Below are 21,154 nucleotides of genomic sequence, written 5' to 3'. Positions count from 1 at the left end.
AGGAACGGAGAACGGAGATGGGACACAGCGACCCGGCGGCCGGCCCGGTCGTGCTCCTCACCGGAGCCGGCGGTCCCGTGGCGGCCGTGACGGAACGCCTCTCGGCGCACGGGGCCCGGGTGGCGCTGGCCGGGGCGATCGCCCATGGCGCCGCCGCGCTGACGACGCCGGGATCCCCGGTGCTCGCCCTGCCGTGCCGCGCCGACGACCCCGCCGGGCTCGGCCGGGCCGTCGACACGGTCGTCGACCGCTTCGGCCGTCTCGACCACCTCGTGAACCTCGTCGGGGCCGGCCCCCAGGCGAGTCCTCTGATGGAACTCGACCCGCTGGCCCTGCGCGAGGTGCTGCAGAGGGATCTCGTGATGCCGATGGCGTGTGTGCAGCGTGCCTATTGGCGCTGGATGGCCGCGCACGGCGGATCGGTCGTCAATGTGGTCGCGGACGTGGTCCGGGACGCCCCGCGCAACGCGGCGCTGGCCGGCCTGACCGAACTCACCGAGTGGCTGTCGGCCGAACTGGCCCCCCGCGTCGACGTCCACACCGTCGTACCCAGCCCGTCCCTCGGCCCCGACGCGTACCGGTCGGGAATTGCCGAGGTGCTGTGCGAGCTGTTGGCGCGTCCGGTGAACCGGGCGCACGGTCCGGTCCTCGTACTGACCGAACACGTCCTCCGAGCACCACGGGCCGCCTGACCGGACGCGGGGCGAGCCCCCTGTCAGCGAGGACATCACCCAGACACCCCAGATCGTCATCCGCACGCGCATGACGCCTCATCGACGCCTCAGCGGCGCACACAACCGGAAGGCACACCTCCCTGATGCGACTCGTCCTCATCGGCCCTCCCGGAGCGGGCAAGGGCACCCAAGCGGCCATCCTCAGCCAGACGCTCGGCGTCCCTCACATCTCGACCGGAGACCTGTTCCGCGAGCACGTGACCCGTCGGACGCCGCTCGGGCGGGACGCCCAGCGGTACCTCGACACCGGCGAACTCGTACCGGACCACGTCACCGGCGGCATGGTCCGCGAGCGGCTCACACAACCGGACACCCGGCACGGCTTCCTGCTCGACGGCTTCCCGCGCACCGTGCCGCAGGCAAGGCAGCTCGCGGCGATTCTGGACGCCGCCGAGTGCGAACTGGACGCGGTGCTGGAGTTCACGGCTCCCGAGGAGGTCGTGGTGACGCGCTTGCTGGAGCGCGGCCGGCCGGACGACACCGAGGACGTCATCCGGCACAGGCAGCGGGTCTACGAACGCCAGACCACCCCTCTGCTCGACCACTACTCGGACATCCTGCTGTCGGTTCAGGCCGTCGGGCCTGTCGACGAGATAGCGCAACGGGCACTCAAGGGTCTGGCACGGCCGATATGAGCGAACAGTCGCGCTGCCGTCCTCCGGCTGCACGGGAGCCCGGGCGTCGGTGGGCCAGAACCAGTCGACCGGCCCGGATGACGGCCGGCCCGCCGCCGGCGAGGCCGGGCGGCCTGCGGCGCGACCGGTCCAGGCCGGGGAGTCAGCTGCCCATACGGCTGCGGAGCAACTGCTTGCCCAGCTCGGCTCCCTTACGGCTGTCGGCCTGGGCCTTGCGGAAGAGCTCCGCGACTTCGGAGTCGCTCTCGCGTTCCGCGTCCTGGATGTACGTCTCCAGTCGCAGGGCGTTGCTCAGGCAGTTCTCGACGTACCAGACCAGGTTGTAGTCCTTGTCCTTGGTACCGGTGACCCCGCCGGCTTCGGTGTTGCTCGCCATGGTGGACCAGCCCTTCGGTTTCGTGGATGGATAAGGAGCACGTCCGTCGGTGCTCGACCTCCGGGTAACCGTCCCGGCGTTCGGTATGCGCCCTGCGTGCTGTCATCGACCGGCCGTCCGCCGGGGACAGGCACCGACCGGGACCGCGCGCCGCTGGAGCACCTCGCCCTCATGCCGCCGCTTCAGTTCCGAACCTGGGCGGCGTGTGATCCTGCGGACGCGGCGGCCCGGCGAGGACGCTCCCGCCACGGCGCAGGACGGCGTACCCGAGGCCGATGCCGATGGCCACGGGCCATTCGATGACATCGGCGGCCCCCAGGACGCCGAGACCCACGTAGAGGGGAAGCCCACGCTTGGCGGGCAGCACCTGGCGCGCGACGGCCACGGGCAGCAGGGCCGCGTTGAGGGCCCCGCTCGCCACGCGGTCGAGCGAGGGAACGGTGAGGGTGATCGAGCGCTGGGACCGGCCGGACTCCTGCTGGTCGAGGGAGATTCCCTGCCCTCCGGGGGCCGTGTCCTCACCCGGAGCGGAGGAGTGTTCGCTGGGGTTCGTCATGGCGGTCACGACTCTCACCTCGCTAGAGTTTTCGGTCCGCCGGAGACATATAGGCACGTATTCCCCGAATGCCGCGTCTCATAGTCTGGATCAGACTGGGATTCGTCGGGTTCATCGCAGGGAAGCGCTCCGGTGGAGGGAGGTACGGCCCATGTCGCCCCAGCCGGCTTCACCGCTGTGGGGAACGTCCTTGCTGGGGCCGCTCGCGTCCGGAGTGGCGTCCGGGGTCGCGGCAGGTGTGCGGGGGGCGGCGGGCCTGGTCGGGTATCTGCTGGGTCCGGCGAGCCGTGAGGTGTCATGGTGCCCCGGACGCTGTTACATCCAGGTCCACGGTGTCCACGGGGCCGAGGGCGCGAAGGTCACGCGACGGGTGGAGCGGTCACTGGAGGAACACCCCGGTGTGCTGTGGGCGCGGGTGAACGCTCCGTCCGAGCGGGTGGTGGTCGCCGTCGCGTCGCCGCCACCGGCCGAGCGCGAGCTGGTCGAACGCGTGGAGCGCGCGGAGGGCGCCCACGCGGCGGACGCGGAGGCGTTCGACGAGTGGCGGCCGGAGCCGCATCATCCGGCCGAGGGCACGCCTTCCGCGTCGATGTCGGCCCTGGCCGCCGATGCGGTGGGACTGGGCATCGCGACGGCTCGCCGGATCGCTCCGTGGTTCTCGCTGCCGCCCGAGGTGGCGGCCGTGACCGGCGCCGTGCAGCGCCACCCGCGGCTGCGCCACCTGATCGACGGGCTGGACGGCGCGACGGAGCGGGCCGATTCGGTCCTTCCCGTGGTCACCGCTCTGGTGCAGGGTGTGGCGACGCGTGGCGGCGGCATCGCGCTCGACGTCCTCCAGCGCCTCGCGGGATGGCGGGAGGCCAATGCCGAACGCACGGCCTGGCAGGAGGCGCAAGCGCGACTGGTGCGCAGTCCGGAGGAGGCGTCGGCCGAAGCGGTGATGCGCGAGCGGCCCGGCCCGCTGCCGCAGGACGGGGCAGACCGCTACGCGGAGAGCTCCATGGCCGCCGGTGCCCTGTCCGGCCTCGCATTGCTGCCCTTCGCCGGCCCCCGGCGCGCCCTCGCCGTCGCCCTGGCCTCTCTGCCCAAGGCGCCCGACGCCGGCAGAGAGGGCTTCGCCACCACACTCGGCAGACATCTGGCGCTGCGCGGCGTCGTCACGATGGACCGCAGCGCGCTGCGGCGGCTGGGACAGGTCAACACCATCGTCCTCGACGAGGACGCGCTGCGAGGCAACCAGTACGAACCGGTCGACCTCGAGCTGCTGGGCGGCGCCGACCCGCCACAGGTGTCGGAGCGGCTGTTCGCGCTGTTCGACCCGGACCGGCCCCTGCATGTGAACAGAGCGGAAGGATGGGTGCTGGGCCCACTGTCCGAACTGGACCTGGCAGGCCCCAGCGGTCGGCGGGCCGAGGACCGGCTGCGGCGCCGCGGCAGCGAGAAGGTGCTCGGCCTGGCCAAGGGCAGGCGACTGCTCGCGGTCGCGGGCCTGGCCACCCGGTCCGCACCGGGGGCCGAGGCCGTCGCGGCGGCTGCCCGCCGCGCGGGCGCCCGCGTGGTGGTGGCCTCCGACCGTGACCGCCCGGGGTACTCGTTCGCCGACACCGTCGTGCCGGCGGGCAACCGCCTGCCCGCATCCGTGCGCACCCTTCAGGCCGAGGGGGCCGTGGTTCTGCTCATCTCCGGCCACAGACGGGCGCTGGGCACGGCCGACTGCGCGGTCGGCGTCCACACCGGCGACGAGCACACCCCCTGGGGAGCCCACTTCCTGGTCGGGGCGGACCTCGAAGCGGCAGGCATGATCGTGGACGCGGTCGGCACGGCCGCCCTGGTGGACCGCGACAGCCACCATCTGGCCACCGGCGCCGGCGGCATCGGCGCGGTGGCCGCGCTGCAGTCCGCGGGCCCCCGGGCGACCGCACGGGCCATGGCCGTGAGCAACACCGCCGGCAGCGTGGCATTCTGCCTCGGCGTCTGGCGCGCCCGGCAACTGCTGGCCCGCCCCATGACTCCGCCCGTGGCCACCACCCCCTGGCACCTGATGCCGGTGGACCGTGCACTGGAACGTCTGCGCACCCGACGTGAGGGACTGTCCGCGGACGAGGCCGACGCGCGGCGCGGCGACTCCCCGACGGGCGAGCCGCCGAAACTTAGCCTGCCGCACGCATTCGTCGAGGAGCTGGCCAACCCACTGACCCCCGTCCTCGCCGCCGGCGCCGCGCTGGCCATGGCGGTGGGTTCGCGCACCGACGCCGCGCTGGTCGCCGCGATCACCGGAACGTCCGCGCTGGTGGGCGGCGTCCAGCGGGTACGCACCGAGCGCGCCCTCGCGGAACTCTTCGCCCGTTCCGCCATCGGCGCCCGGGTACGCCGAGGCGGCCGCGAACGGCTGGTCACCGCCGGAGACCTGGTACCCGGCGACATCGTCGTGCTGCTGCCCGAGGACGTCGTGCCCGCGGACTGCCGGCTTCTGGAAGCCGAAGGCCTCGAAGTCGACGAGTCCTCACTCACCGGCGAGTCCCTCGCCGTGGGGAAGGACCCCGCACCCGTGGTCTCGGCCCACATCACCGGCCGCCGCTCCATGCTGTACGAGGGCACCACGGTCTCGGCCGGCCGGGCGGTCGCCGTCGTGGTCGCCGTCGGAGCCGCCACCGAAGTCGGCCGCAGCCTGGCCACGGCCCGGCAGGCCGCACCCGAAACGGGCGTGGAGGCCAGGCTGACCTCCCTCACACGTTCCAGCCTGCCCATCGCCCTCGGCTCCGCGGCGGCGGTGGCCCTGTCCGGCGTTCTGCACGGACGCCCTCTGACCGAGAACCTCGCATCGGCGGTCAACCTCGCCGTCGCCTCCGTTCCCGAAGGTCTGCCCTTCCTCGTCAACGCCGCCCAACTGGCGGCCGCCCGGCGCCTGGCCGACGCCGGCGCCCTGGTCCGCAACCCCCGCACCATCGAGGCGCTCGGCCGCGCCCAGGTGCTCTGCTTCGACAAGACGGGCACCCTCACCGAGGGAAAGCTTCAGCTCGCCGACGTCAGCGACGGCGACCGCTCGCTGCCCGTCGACGCGCTGGACACCCGGTGCAAGGAAGTCCTCGCCGCCGCACTGCGCGCCACCCCGCCCGCCCGTCAGGCCGAACCGATGGCCCACCAGACCGACCGGGCCGTGACCGCCGGAGCCGGCCGGGCGAGAGTCTCCGCATCCCTCGGGGCGCCCCGCTGGCGGCGCAGCGACACCCTCCCCTTCGAGCCCGCACGCGCCTACCACGCGACAACCGGGCACACAGCCCACGGCACCCTGCTCAGCGTGAAGGGCGCACCGGAGAACGTCCTGACCCGCTGCGCCCGCCGCCGGCCGCCGCACGGCGACGTCGCCCCCCTCGACGACGCGGCCGGCCGGGAGCTGACGGCCGTGGCCGAGAGGCTCGCCGGCGCCGGCCGCCGCGTCCTCGCGGTGGCGGAACGCCGCATGGACCCCGGCGAGGACCTCACCGACGAGACCGTGCGCGACCTCGTCTTTCTCGGTTTCGTCACCCTCGCCGACCCCGTACGCACCAGCGCGGCCCCCGCCACGGCCCGGCTGCACGAGGCCGGCGTCCAGACCGTCATGCTGACCGGCGACCACCCCGCCACCGCCGACGCCATCGCCTCCGCCATCAGCGACGTCACGGAACCCAAGGTCTGCACCGGCCCGGACATCGACGCACTCGACGACGACGCCCTGGACGAACTCCTGCCCCACGTGAACGTCATCGCCCGCTGCAGCCCCCACCACAAGGTCCGCATCGTCCAGGCGTACCAGCGCCTCGGCCGCGTCGTCGCCATGACCGGCGACGGAGCCAACGACGCGCCCGCCATCCGGCTCGCCGACGTCGGCATCGCACTCGGCCGCCGCGGCACACCTGCCGCGACCGCCGCCGCCGACCTCGTGGTCAGCGACGACCGCCTGGAGACCATCGTCGCGGCCCTCATGGAGGGCCGGGCCATGTGGGCCTCCGTCCGCGCCGCGCTCGGCATCCTCATCGGAGGGAACCTCGGAGAAGTCACGTTCAGCGTCCTCATCTCCGCCCTCACCGGCACCACCCCCCTCAACGCCCGCCAGATCATGCTGGTCAACCTCCTCACCGATCTGGCCCCCTCCCTCGCCATCGCCGTACGCGAACCAGCCGGCCAAGCCGGCGAACGGCTCCTCAAAGAGGGCCCGCACCGCTCCCTCGGCACCGCGCTCACCCACGAAATGCTGCTGCGCGGCGCCGTCACCGCGACCGGTGCGGCCCTGGCCTGGGGTGCCGCGCGCCTGACCGGCCGCGCACGGCGAGCCGGCACCGTCGCTCTCGCCGCTGTCGTCGGCACCCAGCTCGCCCAGACCCTCGTCACCGGCGGCACCGACCGCAACGTCCTGGCGGCGGGGCTCGGTTCCGCGGCCGTGCTCGTCGCCATCATCCAGACTCCCGGCGTCAGCCATTTCTTCGGCTGCACACCTCTCGGCCCCGTCGCCTGGGGTATCGCCCTCGGCGCGATCACCGCGGCCTCCCTCCTCGGCATGGTCCTGTCCCCGCTCATCTCGTCGATGACCGAGCAGGCGGCAGCCGAGCAGGGGACGGAGACCGACCGGCCCGCCTCCCCGGCCACGCAGCCGCCGGGCGAGGAGGCGGGACGGGACCCGCGGCGGACAGCCGACGGGCGGCCTCGTGTCCGGCCCCCGAGGCCGGCACCGCGACCGGGCGCCCGCTGAACGTTGCGGGGGGTCCGGCCACGACGACGTCTTCGGCGGGTCAAGTCGGCTACGCACCATGCCGGTTGGTGCGTACGGTCGTGCAGGGCAACGGATCGTGGTCGGGGCGATCCCGGGGTGCAGCCCCCTGCTCCGGCGTGGGTTCCCAGGGCTGCGTGAGGCGTGGCGGCGCGAGGCGGCGCACACTGGGCGTATGGACGTCTACCGAGGCGACGCCACGGTGATCGCGGACGGCACCGAGATTCCGGCGAAAGCCGACCTGCGTTCGTGGGTCGAGCAGCGGCACGTGGCGGCGTTCGGCCCGACCGAGGCGTGGGTCGAGGGCGCGGCCGATTGGAACGGCAAGCTCGAGGTCAGGGACGAAGAGGTTGCCGACATGGTGATGCACGCGGCAGAGCGCCACCTGCGGATGCCCGACGGCCGTGTCGGTGATTTCGTCGTGAGCCGCCGCAGCTTCGACGCCGGCCTCCTGGTGATCGAGGGCAGCGGCGATCCGCCGTTCTGATGGGGCGGCACCGCCCCGGAACGCCTGTCGGATCACCGTCCGCCCGGCCGGCGCACCGGCGGGCGGTGGGTGCCGGCCTCGGCGTGCTCGCCGGCGTCAGCGGCCGCGCACGACCGGCGGGGCGTTCATCGAGCCGGACCGGTCTCCCACGGAGCCGGTCTTCACGACAAGGACGAACGACCATGACGAAGAAGCACGAGAACCCGCGAAAGGCCCGCCACGGCGATCGGGCCGACCGCGGTCCCGGCGCCCATTCGGGGCGCGAACAGCAGGCCGGACAACGCACCGTGCCCGGCACGGCAAGCGCCACCGAGGGATACGACCCCCATGGCACCGGCGCGGGCGAACCCCTGAAGGGACGGGAGAAGGACGAGGAGGACTGACCCGCACCCATGGGGCCGGCCTCCAGGCGCGCACCCCGGAGAGCGACGGCTCAGAACGTCGGCGGAGCCCGGCCACGACACGCCGGCGGCGCGTCTGGCACCCCCGGCGCCGAACGCCCGGCCGCGACGGGGCCGTCACTTCTGAGGGTGCTGCCTTGATGCGTCCTTGAAGCGTCCCAGAGCCTTGGTCAGTACGCTCCGCGGGGAATTCTCGGGCTTGCGGGTCGCGGGGGAGCGCGGAAGCGGCAGGCTTTCCGATCCGGTCGCCTCCACCAGCGCCGCCCGGGCCAGTTCGGCTGCCTCCCGGTACAGGTCGCGGGACGCGGTCATGGCGTCGAGTGCCTCGGCGTACTTGGTGACGAGTTCGCGGGTGTAGGCCAGCTCCTCCTCCACGGTGAGCAGATGCCAGCGGCGGCGAAGACTGTCGAGAGCCTGCTCCGCACCGGCGGTCAGGATCCGCGGCAGACCGGCGAAGGCCGTGATCCTCTCGAGGAGTTCCGTCGGCTCCGAGCCGTCCAGGAAGACACTGCGGACGGCGAAGCGTTCGGCGTCGAACTCCGGGCTCGTCGATGCCGTGGGCAGGACCGCCGCACCGCCCCGAGGTACCCGTACCCCCAGGTCCTTCACCGCCCAGTTGACGATCTGGAACTGGTCCGGCGCGGCCCGGTGCTCCACGACCCGATGGCGCAGGCTCGGCGGCAGGCAGGGCGTGAGGGGCAGACGGCCGCGCGCGTCGGGGGTCATCGCCTCGTGGACGACGACATGGATGTTCCAGCTGTTGCGGGCGCAGTCCTTGAGGAGACGGCGCATCTCCTTGTCGTCGTTCGGCAGCGGATTGGTGGTTCGCAGGCGGGGGCCGGGTACGGCGTCGTGGTCCCAGGCGATGCGGTCGTCGTCGGGCCAGAACATGGCGGCGGGGGACGGCCACCGCTGGTCCCAGGTCCGCTCCGCCTCCGCGGCCAGCGCCCAGGCGACGGCCTGACCGTCACGCGGACGCCCCGGGGAGTCGAAGGTCGTCAGCTGGGCACGCACGGTGACCTCACCGTCCACGCGCCAGCGGGCCTCGAAGAGGCGGCGTACGGAGGAATCGGGCGCGGCGGCGCTGTCGGCGGTGTCGAGCGCGGGAGGGAGGCCGCTCGGACCGCCTGCGAAGGCGTCGACGGGAGCGAGGTCGAGGAAATCGTCGATGACCCCAGCGGCCTTGAGCGCGATGAGGTTGCGCCGGACGTCCTGCTCGGGCGAGGGCCCGAGGTGGCGTCCGTGTCCCAGCCACGTCGTGTCGGGGGCGGCGGTCACGGAGTTACTGGTCTTTGGCATGGAGGCGATCTGTGGGGCGGTCGAGGACGGGCTCCAGTATGGTCCCGCATGCCCGGCGGAGGATACGGCGAGGGGGGACCGGGCCGGAAATGTCCTGGGTGAATGTGGGGACGGGCGGGCACGTGGATCACCGCGCGGACAGGGTCCGGGAGGCGGGGCCGGTGTCCGGGCCGGCGCGTACGGCTAGACCGGTTTTCGCCAACTCGCCTGCGTCCAGGGTGCGTTCGCATCGCTATGATCTCCCGCGAGCGTCCGCCTCGTTCCCACCAGCCCGCGGAGCTCGTCACCCGGATGAGGGAGGAGCTCCAAGGTGAGCACCACTGTTGTTCCGGCCCGCCTTCCGTGGCGCCGGTCGAACCGCGGCGTTGACGCCGGCGGGACCCACGTTCAGGTCACCGCCACCGGCACGGCGCTCCGATGAGCGAAAGGAACGTACGCACCGTCGAGGTCCCCTTGGGTGACGGCAGCGAGGACGTCGTACGGGTCCAGATCCGCGAGGTGGACGAATCGCTCGTGCGCGTCGGGCGTGGCGGCCGGGCCGTTGCACGGGCCGAGCAGACCCTTGGGCAGATGCTGGACGCGGTACGTCCCGTGGCGGACAGCTTCGTGGGGCGGTTCCGCGGCCTTGCGCACGCGCCGGACGAGATCGCCCTGGAGTTCGGGGTCTCCCTGTCGGCAGAGGCGGGCGTCGTCATCGCCTCGACGGCGACCGCGGCCAACTTCTCCGTGAGGCTCACATGGAACAGGAGTGACCGGCCCGACTCAACGGGCGACAGTGTCCAGCCCGGCTGAACGGGGCCGTCGGGGGCTTGTGGTGAAGCGGAGGCCAGGTGACCGGGGCTGAGCCGCAGAGGCCCGATGAGGCACTGGTCTTATCGGTCGTCCGGATCAAAGGGGAGGACGCCGAGCCCATCGGCGCCGGCTTCCTCGTCGCACCCGATGTGGTCCTGACCTGCGCCCATGTGGTGGCGTACGCCTTGGGCGCGTCCGATGCGCAAGAGGTGGAGGCCGGGACCCCGGTCACGCTGGACCTGCCGCTGGACCCGCGCGTGGCGGGGCCGAACCGGACCGCTCGGGGTGGAGCACTGCGTGGCGGAACGGGACGGGGGACGTGGCGCTTCTGCGCCTGCCGGCCGCCACCCACGGCGCCCGTCCGCTGCCGATGGTCGAGCCCGGGACCGCCTGGGACGACGAGGTCGGCGTCGTGGGGTTCACCGGCACCGCGCCGGGCGGAATCTGGGTCAAGGCGAAGCTCAGCGGCCCCACAGGCGAAGGCAGACGGCAGTTCTCCCGGACGGACGACCTGACCGCGTACGTGGAGGAGGGCTTCAGCGGCAGTCCGGTCTGGGACCCCCGGCACCGCGCGGTGGTCGGCATCGTCTCGGTGGCCCAGTCCGGGCGCCGGGCCCAGCAGGCGTTCGCGATCCGCACGGACTCCGTGGTTCCGGGACATACCCGGGCTGGACTCCGTCCTGACGCCCGCCTCGCCCTTCCCCGGTCTGGAAACCTTCCAGGAAAGCCAGACGCACGTCTACTTCGGCCGCGACGACGACGTCGAGAAGGCGGCCGGCTCTCTGGCCCGTCACGCGGCCGTCGCCGTGTGCGGGCCCTCGGGGTCGGGAAAGTCGTCGCTCGCCCTCGCCGGTGTGGTGCCGCGGATGCGCGCGGACACGTACGACGTCCTGGTGGTCAACGCCGCGGCCGTCGGCTCGCCGCTGGTCGCGCTCGCCACCGGGATGTACGAGGCCTTCGTCATCGGGCGGCCGCAGGAGCCCGGCGTCGAGCAGCACCATGAAGCCGGGGCGCGGCGGCTGCTCACAGGGCTCGTCCGGGTACTGCCCGGCAGCCCCGCCCCGCTGCGCCGCAGGCTCACCCGGCAGGAGGCCGGCGAGGAGGGGTGGCGAGTCGCGCAATGGCTGGCCGAGTCCGAGCGGCGGCTGCTCGTGACGCACGGCGGGCTAGGGGAGCCGGAGACCGTCGAGCTCGCCCACGAGGCGCTGGTCTCGGTCTGGCCCGCCCTCCAGGAACAGGTACGGGCCGACAGCGAATTTCTGGCGGGGCGGGCGGAGCTGTCCCATGAGCGCGAGCGGTGGACGAAGGGGAACAGGGCACCGGGCCTGCTACCCGGCCCCCTCCAACTCGCCGCTGTCGAAGGGCGACTGGCCGGCCGGGAAGAGGAACTCGACGACGAGGACAGGGACTTTCTCCGCCTCGCGCGACAGCGCCGCCGGGCACGACGGATCCGGATGCGCGCCGCGTGGACCGCGGTGGCTGTGGTGCTCGCGCTGATCGCCGCGCTCGGTACGTTCCTCGTCCACCAGTCGCGCATCAGCGCACAGCGGGAGGCGGAGGGGAGGTCACGCCTGCTGGCCGGCTTCTCGGCCGAGGTGGCGAAGCAGGATCCGGGGCAGGCGGCGCTGATCGCCATGGCCGCCTATCGGATCGCGCCGACGGACGAGGCCCGCAACGCGATGCTGCGCAGGTACGACCAGTTCAAGGACGCCGCGCGGGTGCTGAGCGGGACCGAGGGACAGATCGAGGACGCGGTGACCAGCGTGGACGGCACGGTGACGCTGGTGACCTCGGGCAACGGGCGCGCCACACTGTTCGTGCGCCGAGCCGGGGGAGGGGTGCTGCGACACCACCTGGGCCTCGCCGAGATGGCCTTCCATCCGCTGGTCAGCCGGGACGGACGGCGGAGGCCCTGCGCGTCTCTCGGCCCGGACGTCGAGCGGGCCCTTCTCGACAGCAGCGGACGGTACGCCGCGGCGAAGACTCCGGGCGGCATGCTGGAGCTGTGGTCGGCGAAGGCCGGGCAACGGCCGAGGAGAATGATCGGCCCCCTGGGGCCGCTGGGAGCGAACGATCTGTTCACCGGCGACGGGTTCACCTTCGACTTCACCGGGAGGGACGGCGAGTTCTACCTGGCCAACGGCAGCTCCGTGCGCTTCCAACAGGCATCGGACCCCGGCCACTTCGAGTCCTACGACTTCGAGACGAACCAGTACTTCATGGCGGCCGCCAAGGACGGGAGGACCCTGCTGCGGGCCCTGTCCGCGAGCGGCTTCAGGGGAAACGGCGGCAGCGGACGCCTGGACCTGATCCGCCTGGACCCCGAACTCTGGAAACGCCACCTGTGCCGCACCGTCGGCCGTGACCTCGGCGAGGACGAGCGCCGCGGCATGCCCACCGGGCTGCCGGACCGGATCTGCCCGGCCTGACGGCGCGTACCTCGACCCGAGGCCTTGCCGCCTCGGGCGCGGGCTCACTGCTCGCTGAGGTCACCGGTGCATGGGGTGCGACGGGAGTACCCATAAGGTGACCTTCATGTCTGCCCCGCTGAGTTCGACGAGAACCCGCGCCGCGCTCCGTACTTCGGCGCGTGTCTCCGGTGAGTTGCTGATGATCCTCGTGATGGCCGCGGCGGTCCTCTGGCTGCTGGGCCAGATGTGGCCGGTCGTCTGGCCGCTCATCGTGGGCCTGTTCCTCACCACACTGACGTGGCCCCTGGCTCGGTTCCTGCGCCGGTGCGGATGGCACCCCGCCCTGGCCGCGTCGGTGGTGACGGTGCTGTTCCTTCTGTTCGCCGCGGGCATCGTGGCGCTGATCGCGGTGCCGGTGGCGTCCCAGTCCGGGGAGCTGACCGACGGCGTGGTCGAAGGCATCCAGAAGCTGCGCGAGTGGGCCGCCGGACCGCCGCTGAACGTCGGCGACGACCAGATCACCCGTGCCCTCGACAGCGCGATCGCCCGCGTCCAGGACAGCGTCGGCAGCATGGTCACCGCTGTCGCCACAGGAGTGAGCACCGTGTTCAACGGTGTGGTCACCGCCGTCCTCGCGCTCTTCCTGATGTTCTTCTTCCTCAAGGACGGACCGCGGTTCCTGCCGTGGCTCACCCGTCAGCTCCCCGGCCGGCTCGCCACCGACGTCCCGACCGTGGCCGCGCGCGGCTGGGAGACCCTGGGCGCGTTCGTGCGTTCCCAGGCGTTCGTCGGCCTGCTCGACGCCGTCCTCATCGGCATCGGCCTGTGGATTCTGGGAGTACCCCTGGTGCTCCCGCTGGCGGTGCTGACGTTCGTATCGGCGTTCGTGCCGATCGTGGGCGCCCTGTTCGCCGGCCTGGTCGCGGTGCTCATCGCGTTGGTCTCGAACGGCCTGACAGACGCGTTGATCGTGCTGGCCGTCATCGTCGTGGTGCAGCAGCTGGAGGGCAACGTGTTCCAGCCCATGATCCAAAGTCGCGGGCTCGGTCTGCACGCGGCGGTGATCCTGCTGGCGGTGACGTTGGGAGGCAGCCTGGCCGGAGTCGTGGGCAGCCTGCTCGCGGTACCGGTCGCCGCGCTGATCGCGGTGGTCTGGAACTACCTGCGCGAGCAGCTCGGCGACCCGTTGCAGGAGCCGGAGACGGACGAGCCGGCCGCAGGGGCCGCCGTCCTGTCGTAGCCGCCCCGATCGAGACCTGGTGAGGCAGGGCCCGTTGTTTCAAGGTGTTCATCGGTTGTGTGACGAGATGTCATAGGGGTCATCCGGGTGGTTCGACGGCGCCCACTGCAACTGCCCCGGTCCTGTCTGCGCTCCTCGTATCCAGTCGCTCGACAACTGAGGAGGCACTCATGACCGGTTGGCATGCTTTCACCACGACCCCGGGCGCAGGGCCCGTCTTCGACCCCTACCGGTTTCCCGGCGCGGTCGCCGACGAAGGTCCGGAGGCGACCACCCTCGGTCTTCTGGAGCCCGGTGACCTCCTGTGGCCCGCTCCCGACCGCGGTCGGGAGCGGGCCATGCCGCTCAAGCCGGCCGACCGGCGGCGTCTGGACCTGCACGCCGCGCTCACCACGGCGGGCATCGCGCCGCGGCCGGGTGATCTCGCCGCCATCGAGGCGCTGAGCACACTGGACGACACCACCCACACCGCACTCCAGCGATGGATCACCCGAAGCCCGTGAACCGCGGGCAGCAACCCACGTCGCAGCGGAGAACGCGGTGCCCGTTACACGCGTGGGCGCCCGGCGTTCGCCGCGGGTGGAGGTCGACCGGATCTCCTTACTCCGGGATTCCTCCCATCTCGTCGGTTCCGAAGCCCTCCCGGCTCGGCAGGCTCGTCGGCGGCGGGGTCCGGCCGGGCTGCTCCGGGGTCTGGCTCGGCTGCGCGGGCCCGCCGGCCCGGGCGGTGTCGCCGGTGCCGTGCCGGCCGCCGATCTCGATCTTCCGGCGCCTCTCGTGTTCCGTCTGCGCTTTCGGGATCCGGACGGTGAGGACGCCGTCGGTCAGGTCGGCCGCGATCCTGTCACTGTCCGTCCCCGCCGGCACGCTCGTGCGGTAGGAGAACCTACCGGTCCGCCGGCTCAGCACCCTGCCGCGCCGTTCCTCGCTCAGCTCTCCGGTGATCGAGAGCTCGTCGCCCTCGACCTCGATGTCGATACTCTCCGCGGGAACGCCGGGCAGCTCCGCCCGCACGACGTACGCGTTCTCCTCTTCCTCCTCCTCGGCCGTCGGCATCCACACGCTGCTCGTCGCGGCCGGTGCTGCGGCCTGTTCCAGGAGCCGCCCCATCCGGCTCCACATGTCCTCGAACTCGCTGAACGGGTCCCATGCCCGGTGCAGCTCCGGGGAGCCGCCTCCGTGTCGTATCGGAAGGGTCATGGCCGCCTCCCACGTGCGATGCGATCTCGTGCGCCAAGCGGGTAACCGGCAGCCAGGGGGCTAAACGACCGCCCGGGTGCTGCGCACCACGGCCGGCCTGGCGGCTCGGTCCTCCAAGGCGTCGCGTGAACTGGTGCGGGAGTGCGCAAATGGGTACAGGATGGCAAAGGCCCGGGAAGGGGCACCGGCTCGGTGCCAGGTGAGCACCCCGGCACTGCGGGCAGGAAGCCGGGCGTCCACCGCCTGGGCCGCGAAGAACATCTCCGGTGAGACTCGCGAGGGGCCGATCATGGGAGACCTGAGCAGCGTGACCGTAGGAGTGCTGGGATCCTACGGGGGGCGAAACGTGGGCGACGAGGCGATCCTCACCGCCATGCTGGATCGCATCCGGGCGGGCCGTCCGGACGCACACCTCGTCGTGTTCTCCCGCAATCCGGACCAGAGCCGCAGCACCTACCCGGACGTCGAGGTCGTGGGCTGGGAAGGCGTGTGCCGGGAGCGCATCTCCGAGCACCTGCGCCGGCTCGATGTGCTCGTGCTCGGCGGCGGCGGGATCCTGTACAACACCGAGGCGCGCCGCTATCTGCGGCTGGTCCGCACCGCGCAGGATCTCGGCGTTCCCGTCTTCACCTATGCCATCGGAGCCGGTCCCCTCACCGACGAGTCCGACTGCGCGTGGGTCCGCGCGACACTCGCCGACGCGGCCGAGGTGACGGTCCGCGACGAGGAGTCCAAGCTGGTGCTGGAGGAGGCCGGGCTGACCCGGCCCATCTCCGTCACCGCCGACCCGGCACTCCTGCTGGAACCCGGTGACAGCGGCGAGGAGCTGCTCCGGGCGGAGGCGGTGCCGCGCCGTGGGCATCTCGTGGGGATGAGTGTGCGTGAGCCCGGCCGCGCGGCCGAGCACCTCGACGAAGAGGGCTATCACCAGCTCCTCGGGAACGTGGCCGACTTCCTCGTCCACCGGCTGGACGGCCACGTCGTCTTCGTTCCGATGGAACGTGACGACATCCGGCACGCGCACGGCGTGATCTCCCACATGACCCATGCCGAACGCTGTCAGGTGCTGCACGGGACCTACCGGCCGCAGCAGGTTCTCGACATCGTGAAGCAGCTGGACCTCGCCATCGGCATGAGACTGCACTTCCTGATCTTCGCCGCGCTCGCCGGGATCCCGCTGCTTCCCCTGCCCTACGCAGGGAAGGTGTTCGACTTCGCCCAGCAGATCGGCGCCCCCGCCCTGCGGGGAGTGGTCAGAGAGGCCGCGGGCCCCCTCCTCGCGGAAGTGGACCGTCTGTGGGACGAGCGGCCCGCCCGCGTGGCACACACCGCCACCCGGACGAAAGAGATGAAGTCGCGGGCGGCCGAGACCGCCGACCGGCTCCTCGCCTATCTCGACCAGGCCGCTCCCCGGCCGCTCGCCTACCAGGCCGAACCGGCAGCCGCCTTCCGGACCGGCTGACCCGCACCACGATCCCCTGATCCCCACGGAGGAACCGTGTCCTACCTGATGCCGCCCCGCGTGCCCCGGCACGTGGAGCTGCCCCCGCGTCAGGCGCTGCACGCCGGCTCCACCCAGGTACTGGTGATCGGCGGCGGCCCCGCCGGTATCGGCGCAGCTCTCGGCGCCTCCAACGCGGGCGCCCAGGTCACCCTTGTCGAGCGGTACGGATTCCTCGGCGGGAACGCCACCGCGGCGCTGGTGATGCCGCTGATGAGTTTCCACAACGAGGTCAAGCAGGCGGTCAGCGGCGACTCGGCACGTCTGCTGCCGCCCGACCACGGGGAGGGCGAGCCGGTCGTCGGCGGCGTGCTCTGGGTGCTGCTCGAGCAGTTGGTGCGCGCGCAGGCGGCGATCCGCCCCTCCCTGGAGACCGGTTACACCGTGCCCTTCGACGCGGAACTGTTCAAACTCGTGGTGTACGACCTTCTGGAGCAACACGAGGTCCGCACGCTGCTCCACGCGTTCGCCTCCGGTGTCGTGGCCATGCCGGACCGCGCGCGGGCGGTGTTCGAGACCAAGTCGGGGCCGATCGTCATCGACGCGGACGTGATCGTCGATTGCACCGGCGACGGCGACATCGCCGCTTCGGCCGGGGCCGCGTACGAGATCGGCCGGCCCGAGGACGGCTGGACGCAGCCGATGACGCTGATGTTCCGCATGGTCCGCTTCGACCACGAGGAATTCGCCGCTTACGCCCGGACCCACCCGGATCAGTGGAAGGGCGTGCACGGGCTGTGGGACCTGGTCCGCGAAGCCACCGATGCCGGGGAACTCGACCTGCCGCGCGAGGACATGCTGTTCTTCGCCACACCCAACACCGGCGAGGTGGCGGTCAACTCGACCCGCGTCACCGAGGTGCTCGGCACCAGTGTCTGGGACCTGACCCGTGCCGAGTTCGCCGCCCACCGGCAGATGGCGCAGATCGCCCGCTTCCTGCGCAGTCGCGTGCCGGGCTTCGCCGACTCGTACGTCGTGCAGAGCGGCGTCCAGGTCGGTGTCCGCGAGACGCGCCGGATCCAGGGCGCGTACCAGCTGACGGGCGAAGACGTTCTGAACGCCCGCAAGTTCGACGACGTCATCGCTCGCGGGGCCTATCCGGTGGACATCCACAACCCGAGCGGTCGCGGTACCACGCTCAAACGACTCCCGCGCGGTCAGTCCTACGACATCCCCCTGCGCTGTCTCTTCCCCACGGATGTGGACCGGGTCCTGGTCGCGGGCCGCTGCATCTCCGGCGACCACGTGGCCCACTCCTCCTACAGGGTCATGCCGATCTCCATGGCCACCGGGCAGGCCGCGGGTGTCTGCGCGGCCCTCGCGGCAGCCCAGGGAAAGCGCCCCCGGGACGTCCCGGCGGACGCGGTCCAGGCAGAGCTCCGCTCCCAAGGCGCCAGCCTGTCGTGATGCCCGACGGGCACAGCCCGTGATCCGGTCCACGTCACGCGGACCTTCTTCTTCGGAGCATGCCCCGGCGCAGGCCGAGCGGACGGCCTGCTGCTGATGCCCGGCCCGGCCGGCCCGGCGCAGGCCCCGTTTGCCGGGTGCCTTCGGGCGAACCACGCACCGAACACGTGGGGCGCGACGCGTCCGGTGGTACGCGCATGTGCATGGCCCCCAGGTCGTCGGACCCCCAGGAGCGCCCTTCCGGTGCGCCGCCCGCCGCACAGACGTCACGCGTGCCGGACGCGCTGCGGACGGCCGCCGCGTACGCCTGGCGGATCCTCGTGGTGGCCGCCGCCGTCTACGGTGTCTTCGCGCTGCTGGGGCGGTTCCACGAGATCGCCGCGGCCGTGTTCCTGGGGCTCGTCCTCACCGCTGTGCTCCGGCCGGTGGCCGATCTGGCCGCACGCCTCCTGCCGCGTCCGCTCGCCGTCGCCGGCTCGGTGCTGGGCAGCATCCTGCTCGTGCTGGGTGTGCTGGCGCTGGTCGGCGAGGTGGTCTCGGGGGAGCGGACCACGCTCGTACGGGAGTTCCGCGACGGCATCGAGAGGATCGAGAACTGGCTGGAGCGGCCCCCGTTCCGCGTCGCCCCTGAGGCCCTCGGCGACATCCAGTCCCGCATCGGCCAGCTGCTGTCCAGCCACCGGTCCACCGTCGTCAGCGAAGCGCTGAGCGGCGCCGGACGGCTGGTCGAGGTGCTGACCGTGCTGGCCCTCGCGCTGTTCTGCTCCGTCTTCTTCATCCACTCCGGCGACCGCCAGTGGGGGTGGTTCTGCGACCAGTTGCCGGCCGCCGCCCGGGATCACGCGATGGTGGCGGGCCGGGCCGCCTGGCGGACGTTCACCGGATACACCCACGGCATCCTGCTGGTGGCGGCCACCAACGCGATCCTGGTGGGGATCGCCCTCTTCGCGCTCGGGGTGCCGCTCGCGCTGCCGCTGGCCCTGCTGGAGTTCTTCGCCGCGTTCATCCCCCTCGTCGGTTCGCCCATCGCCCTCGCCGTCGCCGCGGTGGTCGCGCTCGCGGCCAAGGGCCCGCTGGTCGCGGCCGTGGTCGTCGCCCTGATCGTCGTCATCGCCCAGATCGAGGGGCATCTGCTGCACCCGATCGTGATGAGCTGGGCCGTCCGGCTGCATCCCCTGGTCGTCGCGCTGTCGGTCGTCGGCGGAGCTGTCGCCGCTGGTGTGGTGGGCGCGGTCGCCGCGGTGCCCCTGGTGGCCGTGGTCTGGTCGGTCCGTCAGGCGCTCCGGACCGCGCGCCTGTCCGGCGGGAACGGCTGACCGGCGCTCAGGGCACCGCCGCACCCCGCTCGTCGGAGGCGGCCAAGGCCCTGGCCAGCGGCATCCTGGCCAGGGCCAGGACACCGGCCACCACCAGCGCGACCCCCGCCGCCTCCGGCAGCATCCACCAGCCGGTGCGGACGTGTTCCTCGAAGAGGAGGATGCCGAGACACAGGCTCACGGCAGCGTCGCCGAGGGTGAGCGCGGGCTGGGAGGCGACCAGCGGGCCCGCCTGCATCGCGTGCTCCAGCAGGAAGATCGCGGCCGCGCCGGTGGCCGCGAAGGCGTAGGTCTGCCAGGCCGTGAGGAAGGCGCCGAGGCCGTGGTCGTCCAGGATGTGCACCGCCTCCTTCATCAGGGCCGCGGTGACGGCGTAACTGATGGCGGTGGCCGTGCCGAGACAGGCCGCGCGGGCCCGGCCCTCCGGCCGGCGCAGGGCCGCTGCGGCGAGCGCGAGGACCACCGCGGCGCACACCGGCAGTGCGACGACCCAGCGCTCCGCCGGCACATCGGTGCGGTTGCCCGACGGCGACGCGGCACCGAGAGCGATGCCGAGACCCACGACGACAGCGGCCAGCGCCACCCAGCCGGCGCGCGGCAGGCTTCCGTGCAGCAGCCGGGTCGCCAGGATCAGGGCGAGCGGCAGTTCGAGGACGAAGAGCGGCTGAACGATCGTCAGCGGCCCGGTCCCCAGCGCCACCGCCTGGCAGACGCCCGCGACGACGACGGCGGCCATGCCGGCCAGCCAGACGGGCCGGTGCAGCAGATCCAGCAGGAGACCGGCCCGGAAGCCCTGCGAACGCGGGACGTCGAGAGCCGCCTTGCGCTGCAGCACGGTGGCGAACGCGTTGCTGAGCGCCGCGGCGAGCGCGAAGAGCACCGGCAGCAGGGTGTGCACGTGGTCGGCCTCCGGCAGACGACGGGAGGGCGGGGCTGCGGTGACCGCGGTACGCCGTCGGCCTCGCGGACCCGGCCCGCTTCCTGCCATGGTGCGCACCGTCGGGCCGCGCCCGCGATCCGAGCCGGGCCGCGGCACCCCCGTGGCCGCCGCCCCTGATCCAGCCGTCCGGGAATCTCCGGGGAGCCCAGTGTGATCCCGTTCGGCTGCCCCTCGGCGAGGCCGCGTTGCGCGTCTGATGCCATGGGTTCCTCGGCCCGAACAGAGCAGGCGGCTGCTGCACCCTCCGGTCGGCTACGGCAGAGGCCGGCTCAGGTACTCGGCGATGCGGCTTCCCCACGTGCGGATGTCGGCGCGTGTCCGGGAAACGTGGAGTTCGGCGCGCGGCAGGACATGCGCCAGGATTTCCGCGGTGGGCAGGGGGTGCCCCGGGTCATCCGCCCAGCCGAGGACCAGGACCGGCTGACGCAGCGTGGCGACTTCCGTGGGGGAGGGCAGATCGGACGCTGCCAGGCCGCGCAGGATGGCGGGCAGCAGCCGGTCGGCGGGCGTCGGAGGGAGCTCCGGAACATCGGCCACGACGGCCGGGCGAGGTTGCTGTGCCCTGGCGGCGAGCCATGCGTCCCGTCCCTCCCGTTCGACAGCGTCCGCGGATCTCCGATTCGCCCGCGCGTGCGCCGTGCGCGTCGTCCAGGCAGTCGGCGGGATGAGCAGAACCAGCCGGGAGAACCGGCCGGGCGCACGCACGGCGGCGTGCAGCACGGTGCCGCATCCCATCGACGCCCCCATGGCGACGGCAGGCTCCGAGGCGTCCAGGTGGTCGAGCAGGGCCAGCAGATCGTCGGCGAGCGACCGATAGGTGTAGTCGGAGTCCACGGGATCGCCGGTCGACCGACCGTGCCCCCGGGCGTCGTAGCGGACCAGACGATGCCCCGCCTTCACGACCGGCGCCCAGTCGAAGAGGCCCATCCGGTCCTCGGCCGCCTGACTCACGAAACCGCCGTGCGCGTACACGGCGAGAGGGCCCTCACCGGCATCGTCGTAGACCAGCTCGGCCCGGCGATGCCCGAAGCGGCCCTCCCTCGTCGTGTGCCCGCCCATGCCACCAGCCTGACCTGACCCCCGTGCGCACGCCACCGAGTCGACGTGCGGACCAC

Annotated in this window: 18 protein-coding genes and 1 pseudogene; 13 read left to right on the top strand and 6 right to left on the bottom strand. The window is 72.5% G+C overall.

The window, feature by feature from the left end; translation table 11 throughout:
• Window positions 1-17 precede the first annotated feature (17 nt).
• Together QFZ82_RS03105 and QFZ82_RS03100 are read left to right on the top strand one after the other, a co-directional pair.
• The gene (locus QFZ82_RS03105; RefSeq protein WP_307711628.1) at window positions 18-692 is read left to right on the top strand and encodes an SDR family oxidoreductase; all 675 of its coding nucleotides are present in this window, start codon (window positions 18-20) and stop codon (window positions 690-692) included.
• A 125-nt stretch (window positions 693-817) separates the two neighbouring features.
• Window positions 818-1,369 (top strand): adenylate kinase, encoded by a 552-nt coding sequence (locus QFZ82_RS03100; RefSeq protein WP_307711627.1) that lies wholly within the window; start codon window positions 818-820, stop codon window positions 1,367-1,369.
• A gap of 142 nt (window positions 1,370-1,511) precedes the next feature.
• Here the strand turns inward: QFZ82_RS03100 and QFZ82_RS03095 are convergent, their stop codons facing one another.
• Window positions 1,512-1,745, bottom strand: coding sequence for a hypothetical protein (locus QFZ82_RS03095; protein WP_307711626.1), 234 nt, complete (start codon window positions 1,743-1,745; stop codon window positions 1,512-1,514).
• Window positions 1,746-1,914: 169 nt separating this feature from the next.
• Window positions 1,915-2,310: a hypothetical protein gene (locus QFZ82_RS03090; protein WP_307711625.1), complete on the bottom strand. Its 396-nt coding sequence runs from the start codon at window positions 2,308-2,310 to the stop codon at window positions 1,915-1,917.
• 142 nt (window positions 2,311-2,452) lie between these two features.
• Between QFZ82_RS03090 and QFZ82_RS03085 the strand changes: the two genes are divergently transcribed.
• The 3 genes from QFZ82_RS03085 to QFZ82_RS03075 all read left to right on the top strand — a co-directional run bounded on the left by QFZ82_RS03085 (window position 2,453) and on the right by QFZ82_RS03075 (window position 7,915).
• Window positions 2,453-7,027 (top strand): HAD-IC family P-type ATPase, encoded by a 4,575-nt coding sequence (locus QFZ82_RS03085; protein WP_307711624.1) that lies wholly within the window; start codon window positions 2,453-2,455, stop codon window positions 7,025-7,027.
• A gap of 193 nt (window positions 7,028-7,220) precedes the next feature.
• Window positions 7,221-7,532 (top strand): DUF4873 domain-containing protein, encoded by a 312-nt coding sequence (locus QFZ82_RS03080; protein ID WP_307711623.1) that lies wholly within the window; start codon window positions 7,221-7,223, stop codon window positions 7,530-7,532.
• A 182-nt stretch (window positions 7,533-7,714) separates the two neighbouring features.
• Window positions 7,715-7,915: a hypothetical protein gene (locus QFZ82_RS03075; RefSeq protein ID WP_307711622.1), complete on the top strand. Its 201-nt coding sequence runs from the start codon at window positions 7,715-7,717 to the stop codon at window positions 7,913-7,915.
• Window positions 7,916-8,050: 135 nt separating this feature from the next.
• Here QFZ82_RS03075 and QFZ82_RS03070 read toward each other — a convergent pair whose 3' ends face one another.
• Complete coding sequence (locus tag QFZ82_RS03070; protein ID WP_307711621.1) at window positions 8,051-9,232, bottom strand: hypothetical protein; 1,182 nt, start codon at window positions 9,230-9,232, stop codon at window positions 8,051-8,053.
• A gap of 417 nt (window positions 9,233-9,649) precedes the next feature.
• Between QFZ82_RS03070 and QFZ82_RS03065 the strand changes: the two genes are divergently transcribed.
• The 5 genes and pseudogenes from QFZ82_RS03065 (at window position 9,650) to QFZ82_RS03050 (ending at window position 14,178) form a co-directional block, all read left to right on the top strand.
• Window positions 9,650-10,024 carry a CU044_2847 family protein gene (locus QFZ82_RS03065; protein ID WP_307711620.1) on the top strand — a complete coding sequence of 125 codons (375 nt, stop codon included), beginning with the start codon at window positions 9,650-9,652 and terminating at the stop codon, window positions 10,022-10,024.
• Between the two features lie 319 nt (window positions 10,025-10,343).
• Window positions 10,344-10,598 (top strand): annotated as a pseudogene (locus tag QFZ82_RS39650) (hypothetical protein); the annotation flags it as partial.
• 85 nt (window positions 10,599-10,683) lie between these two features.
• On the top strand, window positions 10,684-12,453 hold the full coding sequence (locus QFZ82_RS03060; RefSeq protein ID WP_373429391.1) for a hypothetical protein: 1,770 nt from the start codon (window positions 10,684-10,686) through the stop codon (window positions 12,451-12,453).
• A gap of 106 nt (window positions 12,454-12,559) precedes the next feature.
• Window positions 12,560-13,675, top strand: coding sequence for an AI-2E family transporter (locus QFZ82_RS03055; RefSeq protein WP_307711618.1), 1,116 nt, complete (start codon window positions 12,560-12,562; stop codon window positions 13,673-13,675).
• 170 nt (window positions 13,676-13,845) lie between these two features.
• A complete protein-coding gene (locus tag QFZ82_RS03050; RefSeq protein WP_307711617.1) occupies window positions 13,846-14,178 on the top strand; it encodes a hypothetical protein in 333 nt (110 codons plus the stop codon).
• A gap of 97 nt (window positions 14,179-14,275) precedes the next feature.
• Here QFZ82_RS03050 and QFZ82_RS03045 read toward each other — a convergent pair whose 3' ends face one another.
• Window positions 14,276-14,875, bottom strand: a complete 600-nt coding sequence (locus QFZ82_RS03045) for an Hsp20/alpha crystallin family protein (RefSeq protein ID WP_307711616.1) — start codon at window positions 14,873-14,875, stop codon at window positions 14,276-14,278.
• 289 nt (window positions 14,876-15,164) lie between these two features.
• Between QFZ82_RS03045 and QFZ82_RS03040 the strand changes: the two genes are divergently transcribed.
• The 3 genes from QFZ82_RS03040 to QFZ82_RS03030 all read left to right on the top strand — a co-directional run bounded on the left by QFZ82_RS03040 (window position 15,165) and on the right by QFZ82_RS03030 (window position 19,099).
• The gene (locus QFZ82_RS03040) at window positions 15,165-16,337 is read left to right on the top strand and encodes a polysaccharide pyruvyl transferase family protein (protein ID WP_307717602.1); all 1,173 of its coding nucleotides are present in this window, start codon (window positions 15,165-15,167) and stop codon (window positions 16,335-16,337) included.
• Between the two features lie 36 nt (window positions 16,338-16,373).
• Complete coding sequence (locus QFZ82_RS03035) at window positions 16,374-17,783, top strand: FAD-dependent oxidoreductase (protein WP_307711615.1); 1,410 nt, start codon at window positions 16,374-16,376, stop codon at window positions 17,781-17,783.
• 197 nt (window positions 17,784-17,980) lie between these two features.
• Window positions 17,981-19,099 carry an AI-2E family transporter gene (locus tag QFZ82_RS03030; RefSeq protein WP_307711614.1) on the top strand — a complete coding sequence of 373 codons (1,119 nt, stop codon included), beginning with the start codon at window positions 17,981-17,983 and terminating at the stop codon, window positions 19,097-19,099.
• Between the two features lie 7 nt (window positions 19,100-19,106).
• Here QFZ82_RS03030 and QFZ82_RS03025 read toward each other — a convergent pair whose 3' ends face one another.
• Complete coding sequence (locus tag QFZ82_RS03025) at window positions 19,107-19,997, bottom strand: DMT family transporter (protein WP_307717601.1); 891 nt, start codon at window positions 19,995-19,997, stop codon at window positions 19,107-19,109.
• A gap of 294 nt (window positions 19,998-20,291) precedes the next feature.
• Entirely contained in the window at window positions 20,292-21,098 is an 807-nt protein-coding gene (locus QFZ82_RS03020) for an alpha/beta fold hydrolase (RefSeq protein WP_307711613.1), read from the bottom strand.
• Between the last annotated feature and the right edge of the window lie 56 nt (window positions 21,099-21,154).

Source organism: Streptomyces sp. V4I23, from assembly GCF_030817975.1.
GTDB lineage: Bacteria > Actinomycetota > Actinomycetes > Streptomycetales > Streptomycetaceae > Streptomyces.
The sequence above is the reverse complement of the archived record's forward strand: the minus strand, read 5'-3'. Positions and strand labels throughout refer to the sequence as shown.